Source organism: Nocardia sp. bgisy134, assembly GCF_057708325.1.
This window is the reverse complement of record NZ_JBYIRW010000017.1, coordinates 163993-175626: the sequence shown is the minus strand read 5'-3', so window position 1 is coordinate 175626 and position 11634 is coordinate 163993. Positions and strand designations below refer to the sequence as shown.

8 protein-coding genes are annotated in these 11634 nt (G+C 68.8%); all 8 read right to left on the bottom strand.

What is annotated here, in order from left to right; all coding sequences use genetic code 11:
- Positions 1-50: 50 nt before the first annotated feature.
- The 8 genes from pgsA to AC3ERS_RS27300 all read right to left on the bottom strand — a co-directional run bounded on the left by pgsA (position 51) and on the right by AC3ERS_RS27300 (position 11567).
- Positions 51-713 (bottom strand): phosphatidylinositol phosphate synthase, encoded by a 663-nt coding sequence (gene pgsA / locus AC3ERS_RS27335; protein WP_431970956.1) that lies wholly within the window; start codon positions 711-713, stop codon positions 51-53.
- A gap of 53 nt (positions 714-766) precedes the next feature.
- On the bottom strand, positions 767-1348 hold the full coding sequence (locus AC3ERS_RS27330; RefSeq protein ID WP_431970955.1) for an ATP adenylyltransferase: 582 nt from the start codon (positions 1346-1348) through the stop codon (positions 767-769).
- Positions 1345-3405, bottom strand: a complete 2061-nt coding sequence (gene thrS, locus AC3ERS_RS27325) for a threonine--tRNA ligase (RefSeq protein WP_431970954.1) — start codon at positions 3403-3405, stop codon at positions 1345-1347. The genes AC3ERS_RS27330 and thrS overlap by 4 nt, the downstream gene beginning before the upstream one ends.
- A 314-nt stretch (positions 3406-3719) precedes the next feature.
- Positions 3720-4334 carry a (2Fe-2S)-binding protein gene (locus AC3ERS_RS27320; protein ID WP_431970953.1) on the bottom strand — a complete coding sequence of 205 codons (615 nt, stop codon included), beginning with the start codon at positions 4332-4334 and terminating at the stop codon, positions 3720-3722.
- On the bottom strand, positions 4331-4762 hold the full coding sequence (locus AC3ERS_RS27315; protein WP_431970952.1) for a TIGR02611 family protein: 432 nt from the start codon (positions 4760-4762) through the stop codon (positions 4331-4333). The genes AC3ERS_RS27320 and AC3ERS_RS27315 overlap by 4 nt, the downstream gene beginning before the upstream one ends.
- A 112-nt stretch (positions 4763-4874) precedes the next feature.
- Entirely contained in the window at positions 4875-7109 is a 2235-nt protein-coding gene (locus tag AC3ERS_RS27310; RefSeq protein WP_431970951.1) for a SulP family inorganic anion transporter, read from the bottom strand.
- A gap of 287 nt (positions 7110-7396) precedes the next feature.
- On the bottom strand, positions 7397-9604 hold the full coding sequence (locus AC3ERS_RS27305; protein WP_431970950.1) for a SulP family inorganic anion transporter: 2208 nt from the start codon (positions 9602-9604) through the stop codon (positions 7397-7399).
- Between the two features lie 490 nt (positions 9605-10094).
- Positions 10095-11567: a glyceraldehyde-3-phosphate dehydrogenase gene (locus AC3ERS_RS27300; protein WP_431970949.1), complete on the bottom strand. Its 1473-nt coding sequence runs from the start codon at positions 11565-11567 to the stop codon at positions 10095-10097.
- Positions 11568-11634: the final 67 nt, after the last annotated feature.

The window sequence follows — 11634 nt, the reverse complement described above, 5'->3', positions numbered from 1 at the left end:
ACCGACGATACGACCGAAAACCTGGACCAGTGCGCGGACTTCCGGCGCGCTCACCGCGCCTCCTGCGGCGCGGCGGGCGGGATCACCTCGCGCGCGCCGGGCGAATTGCGCACCGCGAGCACCCGCTGGAACACCGTCACGATGCTGAGCACCGCGAGGATCCACATGGCCACGTGCACCGCCCAGGTGAGCCACTCGATTCCCCAGTGACCGCCGAGCCCGGTGAGGCCCGCGCCGACGAGCACGATGATCAGCCGGTCGGGGCGCTCGATGATGCCGCCGTCGGCGGACAGGCCGCTCGCCTCGGCGCGCGCCTTGGCGTAGGAGATCACCTGCGAGGTCACCAGTACCACCAGGGTGGCGAAGAACAGCCACTTGCTGTGCTCGTGGTACACCGCCCACCAGGCCAGGCCGCCGAAGATCGCGCCGTCGGCGACCCGGTCGCAGGTGGCGTCCAGCACCGCACCGTATTTCGTGCCGCCGCCGCGGGCGCGCGCCATGGCGCCGTCGAGCATGTCGAACATGACGAACAACCAGATCACCATCGTTCCCCAGAACAGGTGACCGGTCGGGAAGAGCGTGACCGCGGCGGTGATCGAGGCGGCCGTGCCGATCAGGGTGACGGCGTCCGGCGTCAGGCCGGTGCGCACCAGCGCCTTGCCCAGCGGAGCGGTGGCCTTGGCGAACGTCTCGCGGCCGAAGAAGCTCAGCACCGGCTACACCCGCGCCCGGTCGGTTCGGACGAACGACGCAGCGCGACGGTGGTTCACTCCGTCTCCTTCCACGCGGCGGCGAGCAGGGCTCTGGTCTCGCGCAGCAACTGCGGCATCACCTTGACCCCGCCGACCACGGTGATGAAGTTCGCGTCGCCGCCCCAGCGCGGCACGATGTGCTGGTGCAGGTGGTCGGCCAGCGAGCCGCCCGCGATGCCGCCGAGATTGAGCCCGACGTTGAAGCCGTGCGGGCGCGAGACGCTCTTCATCACCCGGATGGCCCGCTGCGTGAACGCCATCAGCTCGGCGCTCTCGGCCTCGGTGAGGTCCTCCAGGTTGGCCACCCTGCGGTACGGCACCACCATCATGTGCCCGGGGTTGTACGGGTACAGGTTGAGCACCGCGTACACCAGCTCACCGCGGGCGACGATCAGGCCGTCCTCGTCGGACATCTTGGGAATGTCGGTGAACGGGTGTCCGGTGGCGTCCGTCGGACGGGATCCCGCGGCCTCGGTGATGTACGACATCCGGTACGGGGTCCAGATTCGTTGCAGCCGATCGGGGTCGCCCGCGCCGATGTCCACGATGTTCCCCTGCTCCGTGTCGTCCAAGCCGTACAGCCCGTCCGCGGTCATGCCCGGCCCGCCGACACGATCTCGAACCCCTCGGCAGTGGGCGAGGTGTTCTCGCGGCGCGCGATCCACGCCACGACGGTGGCCACCGCGTCGGCGACCGGCACCCCGTTGACCTGGGTGCCGTCCCGGAAGCGGAAGCTCACCGCGCCCGCGTTCACGTCGCGCTCGCCTGCGAGCAGCATGAACGGCACCTTCTGCGCGGTGTTGTTGAAGATCTTCTTCTGCATCCGGTCGTCACTGCGGTCCACCTGGGCGCGGATGCCCTGGTCGTGCAGCAGCTCGATCACCCGATCCAGGTGCGGCGCAAAGGCTTCCGCGACCGGGATGCCGACGACCTGCACCGGCGAGAGCCAGGCGGGGAAGGCGCCCGCGTAGTGCTCGGTGAGCACGCCGAAGAAGCGTTCGATGGAGCCGAACAGCGCGCGGTGGATCATCACCGGCCGCTGCTTGGTGCCGTCGGAGGCGGTGTATTCCAGGTTGAAGCGCTCGGGCAGGTTGAAGTCGAGCTGAATGGTCGACATCTGCCAGGTGCGGCCGAGCGCGTCCTTGGCCTGCACCGAGATCTTCGGACCGTAGAACGCCGCCCCGCCCGGATCGGGCACCAGTTCCAGGCCGGAGGCCGAGGCGACCTTGGAGAGGGTCTCGGTGGCCTCCTCCCAGATCTCGTCGGAGCCGACGGACTTCTCCGGGTCCTTGGTGGACAGTTCCAGGTAGAAGTCGTCCAGGCCGTAGTCCTTGAGCAGATCGAGCACGAAGCGCAGCGTGTCGGTCAGCTCCGCGTGCATCTGCTCCTTGGTGCAGTAGATGTGCGCGTCGTCCTGGGTCATGCCGCGCACCCGGGTCAGGCCGTGCACCACGCCCGACTTCTCGTAGCGGTAGACCGAGCCGAACTCGAACAGCCGCAGCGGCAGCTCCCGATACGACCGGCCGCGGGCGCGGAAGATCAGGTTGTGCATCGGGCAGTTCATCGGCTTGACGTAGTAGTCCTGGCCGGGCTTGCGGACGGTGCCGTCCTCGTTGAGCTCCGCGTCCAGGTGCATGGCCGGGAACATGCCGTCCTTGTACCAGTCCAGGTGGCCGGAGACCTCGAACAAATGACCCTTGGTGATGTGCGGGGTGTTCACGAACTCGTAGCCCGCGGCCACGTGGCGGCGGCGCGAGTACTCCTCGAGCTCCTTGCGGATGATGCCGCCCTTGGGGTGGAACACCGGGAGGCCGGAGCCGAGTTCGTCGGGGAAGCTGAACAGGTCCAGTTCCAGGCCGAGCTTGCGGTGATCGCGGCGCTCGGCCTCGGCGAGCAGGTGCAGGTGCTCGTCCATGGCCTCCGGGGATTCCCAGGCGGTGCCGTAGATGCGCTGCAGGTCCTCGCGGTTCTGGTCGCCGCGCCAGTAGGCGGCCGAGCTGCGGGTCAGCTTGAAGGCCGGGATGAACTTGGTGGTGGGGATGTGCGGGCCGCGGCACAGGTCGCCCCAGATCTTCTCGCCGGTGCGCGGATCCAGGTTGTCGTAGACGGTCAGCTCTTTGCCGCCGACCTCCATGACCTCGGGGTCGTCGATGCCGGACTTGTCGCTGATCAGCTCGAGCTTGAACGGCTCCCCTGCCAGCTCGACGCGGGCCTCGTCGATCTCCACCACGCGACGCGAAAAGCGCTGCGCGCCTTTGACGATCTTCTTCATCCGGGATTCCAGCTTGGCCAGATCCTCGGGAGTGAACGGGCGGTCGACCCGGAAGTCGTAGTAGAAGCCGTCCTTGATGGGCGGGCCGATGCCGAGCTTGGCTTCGGGGAACTCCTGCTGCACGGCCTGGGCGAGCACGTGCGCGGCGGAGTGCCTGATCACGCTACGGCCGTCCTCGGTGTTCGCGGCGACCGCCTCGACCTCGACGTCGGTGTCCGGAATCCAGGACAGGTCCTTGAGCGCGCCCTCGGCGTCGCGCACCACGACGACGGTATCGGGTCCCTTGGTCGGCAGACCCGCCTCGCGCACCGCGGCGCCCGCCGTAGTCCCGGCCTGCACCCGGACGAGGGTGGCTGGGCTTATCGGGGCTGAGGTGGTCACGGCTGCGCTCTCCTTGGCGTTTACGTGGGCGGGCCTGTTCCCGCGCGGCGGCACCGGGCGGCAATCGCTCCGGCGCGACCAATGCTAGCGGTCCCGCCGACGCGCGATTCGCGCCGGTCGCGAGCGCCTCGGGCCTGGCCGCACGAGCCGGTGGCCGTGTTCCCCGCCGGGTTCTGGGCGTATCCGGTGCGGGGTCGGTGTGCTCGCGAAACCTGGTGTCGCCGTGGGGTAGCTCGTTGTCGGCGTGTCGGCACCCATCTTGCAGCACATCCGTGCGCGCGCAACTCGAATATCGCCGCCGCGAGCGGACCGGATCAGGACTCCGCGGCGAGCTTCGCGAGCAGCGCCTCGCGTTCGGCGACGGGGCGTTTGGGGCAGCTCGTGCACATCTCGCAGCCCGGGATCTCGAAGACGAGGCAGCAGGAGATCCGGCGGACGAAGGTGCGGCCGCCGATCGTCACGAAGCGCGGCGCGGGCAGCTTCCCGCCCACCAGCGCGGCCAGCTCGGCTCCCGCTTCGCCGTCGCCCGCGTCCAGGGCGCGGTTGCCCATCGCGTCGGCGACGATCGCCCACAGCGCGGGCACGCCTGCCCCGGACACGGCGGCCACGGCCGGGATCACCACGGCCAGGGTCTCCCGCAGGACAGCCGCGGACCGCGCGGCGTCGGGTGCGTCACAGGCGGCGATCCGGACGCGCTCGACGCCGCCGTCGGGGCGGATCTCGCAGTCGATGCGATCGAGCGCCGGTTCCCGCGGCGGCCCCGTCGCCGCGGCGCGCGCCAGCGGCTCCACCAGCGCGGAGGCGACCATGCACCACCACAGCGTGCCCGCGATACGCGGCGAGGAGGTACCCCAGGACCGGCCCATCTCCGCGATCCGCGCGGTCAGCCAGTCCGGCCGCGTGAGCGTCGTGCCGGGGACCGTGCTCACCACGCCAGGGGACTGCGCAACCATTCCGATTCGACTCCGATCCAGCCGCCGACCAATCCGAACGTGCCGAGAACCCAGAGCGTCGCGACCACCAGCAACACAGTGGCTATTGCCGCGGTCGCCCGCATGGCCACGCCCAGCGAGGCATACCAGGCCATACCCTGCCGGTACCTGTCCCGCAGCCAGGCCAGCGCCCGGCGCGCCCAGGCGAATTCGGTGGCGAGGATGCCGAGTCCGGCGAACACGATCGCCCAGCCGGGACCGGGGTACGGGATCGCCAGGATGCCGAGTGTCAGCACCAGAACGCCGATCACCGCCACACCGATCCGGTAGGCGAGGTTCAGCGTAGGCCGGTTGGCGACTCCGGTGCGGAAGGCGCGCCACCCGGTCGGCTCGTCGGTCGGTCTCTGGTCCAGCTCGGCACTCACATCAGCCAGCGTACGAGAACGCCGGCACCTGGCATCGCGATCGCACGCTGGCAAACACGGAGAAAACCCGCGGGAACCGAGGCGGCTCCCACGGGTCGTCCCTGCGTATCGATCAGACCAGCGCGGGCACGGCCGCGTCATCGATGTGGGCCAGCCCGTCGACCGTCACCTCGATGACCCGCGCGTTGGCGATGTCGAAGAACAGACCCGAGACACGGACGCCGCGCGCGAGCACCGCCCTGTGCACCGCCGGGTGCCGGTGCAGCGTCTCCAGCTGCAGCGCGACATTCACCATGCTCAGCTGGTCCACCTCGCCGTAACCCGCGACGCGGGCGGCCTCGGCCACCGGATGACCGGCACGGAACCTGTCCAGGCTCGGATGCGCGTGCGCCAGCCACGGCCCGATGCCGGGACCGGTGTCCGCGCCCGAGTACAGCGCCTTCATGGCGCCGCAGGACGAGTGACCGCAGACGACCACCGAACGCACGTCGAGCTCCTCGAGCGCGAACACCAGCGCCGCCTCCACCGAGGCGTCACCCGCCTCCGGCACCAGGTTGCCGACGTTGCGGACGGTGAACAGATCACCGGGGCCGCTGTTGGTGATGACATTGGGCACGATGCGGGAGTCGGAGCAGGTCAGGAAGAACGAGTCCGGATCCTGCCGGTCGGCCAGCCCGTCCAGGTGCGGCCGCACCACGTGCGCGTGGCTGCGGTGGAAGGCCGCGACGCCCGCGGCGAGCGGGTTGGGGTGTTCGTCCTCGTGCCGCCACGGCCCGAGAATCTCGTCCCATACCGCGCGACCGAAACCGCGCGCGGGCGGTCCGGACAGCGCGTCGGCCATCCGCACGCTGCCGATCTCCACGAACTCGACGCTGCCGCCGCCGTGTTCCTGGTGACGCACCCACTCCTCGATGGCCTCGAACGCGGCGTGGTCGAGGAAGTCGACGGTCATCTCGACCGTCACATCGGCGCCCGCGGGCACCTTGGCCAGCTCGGCGGACAGCTTCGGCAGCGCGAGGAAGGTGCAGGAACCGTCGATGGTGACCAGCCAGCGCTGCGACTGCGGGATCTGCTTGGCGGTGATCGCCACCCGCACCACTCGCCACAGCAGCAGGCCGAAGGCCAGCGCGAGACCGATCATCACGCCCTCGAGCAGGTTCAGGAAGACCACGCCGAGGATCGTCGCCGCGTAGACCAGCAGGTCGCCGGTGCGGCGGGCCAGCTTGATGTGGGCGAGCTTGACCAGCTGGATGCCGATCACGATCAGCAGGCCCGCCAGCGCGGCCTTCGGAATCTGCTGCACGACAGCGGCCAGCGCCACCGAGAACAGCAGGACCCAGACGCCGTGCATGATCGCCGAGGCACGGCCGCGGGCGCCGGCGTGGACATTGGTGGCGCTGCGCACGATGACACCGGTGACCGGCAGGCCGCCGAGCAGGCCGGACAACACATTGGCCGAACCCTGCCCGATCAGCTCACGGTCGAAGTTGGTGCGACGTCCGGTGTGCATCTTGTCGACGGCGACGGCGGAGAGCAGGCTCTCCACGCTGGCGATCAGCGCGATGGTGAGCACCATGATCGCCACCGCGGACCAGCCGCCGTCCGGGATCTGCGGCAATCCGACGGCGTCGAACAGCGAGCCGTCGAGCACGATGCGCTCGACCTCGGTCGGCAGCACCATCGACAGCAGCGTGCCGAGGAACACCGCCACCAGCGGGCCGGGCACGACCCGGATCTTCTCCGGCGCGAACCGCCAGCCGAGCATCACCGCGATCACCACGGCGCCGACCAGCGCGTCGCCGCCGTGCAGCGAGATCAGCTGACCGGGCAGCTCGACGAGGTTGTTCCAGGCCGAGCTGTGCGACGCCCCGCCGAGCAGCACGTGGATCTGCTGCAGCGCGATGGTGATACCGATGCCCGCGAGCATCGCGTGCACCACGACGGGCGCGACAGCGAGTGCTGCGCGCGCGATGCGGCTGAGCCCGAAGATGATCTGCAGCACACCCGCGGCGACCACGATGAAACAGGTGACCCGCCAGCCGAACTTGTCGATGGACTCGGCGACCACGACGGTCAGGCCCGCGGCCGGACCGCTGACCTGCAGGACCGAGCCGCCGAGGGTACCCGCGACGATGCCGCCGATCACGGCGGCGATGAGGCCGGCGGCGACGGGCGCGCCGGAGGCGAGGGCGATGCCGAGCGACAGCGGCAGCGCGACCAGGAAGACCACGATCGACGCAGGTAGATCGTGGCGCAAGACGGATCTCAGACGATCGGACAGAGCGCCAGGGCCTCGGCCCTGCGCGGGTGGGGACAGCGGTGGAGCGAGATCGCTCTCGACAGCCATGACTTCTCCTTCGCCGACTCGACGCCGAGGCGCCGAGGTCGGTTGACGATCAACATGTCCAGCAGGGCAATAGACCGCGAACCGGCATCTCGCGGTGAAGCAGTTCCCGACACGGCACCGGGCCGAGATGTAAACCTGGTCAAGGGTATTGGTAAAGACTTAGCAAAGCCTGAGAACTGCGATGAAAGTGTCACTTTCTATATCGCGATTTCGGTGTGAAATCGTTCACAACTTCATCCAAATACGCCGTCGCACAGCCCCTTCCGTTCGTAATCCGCTCCGCTGACTCAGACCGGCTCGGCCGCGGGATGGCTGCCCGCATCGTCGAACTCCGCGATTCCGTCCACCCGCACCTCGATGACCCGTGCGGTCGCGATATCGAAGAACAGGCCGGACACCACCACCCCGCGCTGCTCGATCCCGCGGCGCACGGCGGGATAGGCGCGCAGCGTCTCCAACTGCACCGCCACATTCACCATGCCCAGCTGATCGACCTCGCCGAACCCGGCCAGCGCCGCGGCCTCGCCGACCGGATGCCCGAGCCGGAATCGCTCCAGCGTCGGCCTGGCATGCGCCAGCCAGTCCCCCAGCCCCGGCCCGGCCTGCACCTCCCGGTGCAGCGCCTCCATCGCGCCGCAGCCGGAGTGCCCGCACACCACCACCGCGCGCACGTCCAGCTGTTCGAGCGCGTAGACCAGCGCGGCTTCGACCGAGACGTCGGTGCCGCCGACCGGCGCAAGATTGCCCACGTTGCGCACGGTGAACAGGTCGCCGGGGCCGCTGTTGGTGATGACGTTGGGCACGATCCTGGCGTCGGCGCAGGTCAGGAAGAACGAGTCCGCGTCGTGGCGGTTGCGCAGGCCGTCCAGGTGCGGGCGCATGAGGTGCGCGTGGCCGCGGTGATAGGCCACGATGCCGGCGGCGATCCGGTCCACCCGGCTGCCGGTGCGCCGCCACGGACCGATCACCTCCTCGAGCACCTTGCGCGCGTGGCCGCGCTCGGGCGGGCCGTGCACCACCGCCGCCATCCGCGCGGCGCCGATCTCAGCGAAATCGACTGCGGCGCCGTGCTCTTCGCGCTGCCGCGCCCAGTCGGTGATCAGCTCGTAGGAGGCGTGGTCGAGGAAGTCGACCGTCATCTCGACCGTCACCGGGACGCCGGGGGGCACCTTGGCCAGCTCCGCGGTGAGCTTCGGGAGCGCGAGGAAAGTGCAGGTGCCGTCGATGGTGACCACCCAGCGCCGCGCGTGCGCCACCGGCTCGGCCACGATCGTCACCCTGACCACCCGCCACAGCAGCAGCGCGACCGACAGCGCGAGCCCGATCGCCATGCCCTGCAACAGATTCAGGAACACCACCCCGAGCACCGTCGCCAGGTAGACGGCCAGGTCGCCGTTGCGCACGGCCAACCGGATGTGCGCCAGCTTGATCAGTTGCACGCCGATCAGGATGAGCAGACCGGCCAGCGCCGCCTTGGGAATCTGCTGCACGAGCCCGGCCAGCGCCACCGCGAAGACCAGCACCCAGAGTCCGTGCAGAACGGTCGCGGCCCTGGTCTGGGCGCCCGCATGGGCATTGGTGATGCTGCGCACGATCACCGCGGCGATCGGCAGGCCGCCGAGCAGGCCGGAGGTCACGTTCGCCGCGCCCTGCCCGATCAGTTCGCGGTCGAGGTCGGTCCGGTTGCCCAGCCGCACCTTGTCCACCGCCATCGCCGAGAGCAGCGTCTCGACGCTGGCGATGAGCGCGATCGTGATCATCGTGACGGCCACCGCGAACCAGCCGCTCGCGGGGATCGCGGGCAGACCGATGGCGTCGAACATCGAGCCGCTCAACACGATTCGATCCACGTGGCTGTGCAGCAGCAGCGAAAGCACCGTCGCCGCCACCACCGCCACCAGCGGGCCGGGCACCGTGCGCACCCGGCGCGGCAGGAAGCGCCACACGATCAGGATCGCGATCACCACCAGACCCGCGCACAGGTCGCCTTGGTGCACCGACATCAGCTGGTGCGGTAGCTGGATCAGGCTCTGGAACGGCGAACTCAGCGACGCGCCGCCTAGCAGCACGTGCACCTGCTGCAGCGCGATGATCACGCCGATGCCCGCCAGCATCCCGTGCACCACCACCGGGGCGATAGCCAGTGCTCCGCGCGCGATCCGGCTGAGCCCGAACAAGATCTGCAACACACCCGCCCCTACGGTGATGAAACAGGTTGCCGCCCAGCCGAAATGGTGGACGCTCTCGGCGACCACCACGGTGAGGCTCGCGGTCGGCCCGCTGACCTGGACTGCCGAGCCGCCGAGCAGCCCGGCCACCACGCCCCCGACCACCGCCGCGATCAGACCCGCCGCGACGGGCGCGCCGGACGCGACCGCGATGCCTAGCGAAAGAGGAAGGGCGACAAGGAAAACCACGACGGAGGCGGGGACATCGTGGTGTAGAACGCGGGCGAGCTGCGACGTCCGTGGTGCGGGATCGGTGTCGGTCGACATAGTTCTCCTTCGCCGTCTCGGCGGCAGCCGATCCGGTTCATCGGGGCAACATGCACTGGCATCGAAAGCGAGCGGCGGGCGAAGCTTGGTGGAGCGACTCGGTGAAGCGCGGAGCGAGCGGGTTCAGCGACGCTGTGGATCCAGCGGGTGAAGCGGCGACCTCAGGCGCACAGGTCACCCTAAGAGTAAAGACTTCGCAAAGCGCGTGGAAAGTTATACGGTGCAGATGGGGCAACTGCTATCAAAACGTGATGCAAGTCACAGTTGCGGCGGGCGTCGGAACCCGCGAAACGGCACGGGCGGACCGGGGTGACCGCCGGTCTGCGGAATTGGTCCTCGCGCAGCAGGTCCTGCCGGATGGTCCGCACGATTCGCCGCGGACAGAACCCGTGCGGTGATGTTGCGAACTCGATTCGCCAAGGGGCGCAGGCGCGCCGAGCCGCAACGCTCGGCCGACGGACGCGTCGGCCGAGCGTTGCGGCTGGGCGAGTTACCGGGCGTCGGCCGCGGCCAGCGCAGGAGCGTTGTCGACGGCGGCCTGCGGGTAGGTCGGGTACTCGATGCCCGAGATGTACTGCACCGTCCGCACCACCTGGCACGAGTAGCCGAATTCGTTGTCGTACCAGACGTACAGGATCGCGGTGTCGCCCTCGACGATCGTGGCATTGGCGTCGATGATCGCCGCGGCGCGCGATCCGATGAAATCGCTGGAGACCACGTCGGTGGCGGCGGTGTAGTCGAGGTTGCGGCTCAACGGCCCGGAGAGCGAAACCTGACGCAGGTACTCGAGCACGTCGCTCTTCGTCGTCTCCCGCTCGAGCTGCAGGTTCAGAATCGCGACCGACACGTCGGGGGTGGGAACGCGGATCGAGTTGCCGGTGATCTTCGCCTTGAAGTCCGGCATCGCCTTCGCGACCGCGGACGCGGCGCCGGTTTCGGTGAGCACGAGGTTGAACGGCGCGGACCGACCGCGGCGGTCGGCCTTGTGGTAGTTGTCCAGCAGGTTCTGGTCGTTGGTGAACGAGTGGACCGTCTCCACGTGACCGCGGACGATGCCGTACTCGTCGTCCATGGCCTTGAGCGGCGGAACGATCGCGTTGGTCGTGCACGAGGCGCACGAGAAGATCTGCTGCGACAGGTCCTGGTCGCGGTGGTTGACGCCGTGCACGATGTTCGGCACGTCGCCCTTGCCGGGCGCGGTGAGGACGACCTTCGCGATGCCGGGGCGCAGGTGCTGTGACAGGCCGTCGCGATCGCGCCACTTACCGGTGTTGTCGATCAGGATCGCGTCGTCGATACCGTACTCGGTGTAGTCGATCGTCGTCGGATCATCGCTGTAGATGAACTTGATCACGTTCCCGTTCGCGATGATCGTGTTGTTGTCGGCGTCGACCTTGATGGTGCCGTTGAACTGGCCGTGCACCGAATCCCTGCGCAGCAGCGACGCGCGCTTGACCAGGTCGCCCTCGCCTCCCTTGCGCACCACCACGGCGCGCAGGTTCAGCCCGTTGCCGGAACCGACCTTCTCGATGAGCAGGCGAGCGACCAGACGACCGATGCGGCCGAAGCCATAGAGGACGACATCCCTCGGGCCCTGCGACTCCTTGTTGCCGTTTGTCACGTCGACCAGGACCGTTTCGGCGAACTCGCGGATCGACAGTCCGCGATCGTCGGCGCGATACGCCATGACCAGCTGACCGATGTCGATCTTGCACGGCCCCAGATCCAGCTCGCTGAGCACTCGCAGGAAGGGAAGGGTCTCGTCCACCGACAACTCTTCGCCCTCGATCTGCCGCGCGAAGCGGTGCGTCCGCAGGATGCTGATCACCGACTTGTTCACCAGCGAACGGCTGTGCAGCAGGATCGTCACACCCTTCGCCCGATACAACGTGCCGATGATGGGAATCATCGCCTCCGCAGCGGCTTCCTGAGCATTCCAGCGGTCAAGTTGTTCGGTAGTCAACACACGTCCTCGGATTTCTCGGTCTCTTCGCCGCAACGATGCTAATGAGGGCCTGGAAATCACAGAG

Bases quoted from the DNA above. Each gene is read 5' to 3' on its own strand.
- AC3ERS_RS27310 (WP_431970951.1), bottom strand. From the start codon at position 7,109: ATGGCTGTCGAGAGCGATCTCGCTCCACCGCTGTCCCCACCCGCGCAG.
- AC3ERS_RS27330 (WP_431970955.1), bottom strand. From the start codon at position 1,348: ATGACCGCGGACGGGCTGTACGGCTTGGACGACACGGAGCAGGGGAAC.
- AC3ERS_RS27305 (WP_431970950.1), bottom strand. From the start codon at position 9,604: ATGTCGACCGACACCGATCCCGCACCACGGACGTCGCAGCTCGCCCGC.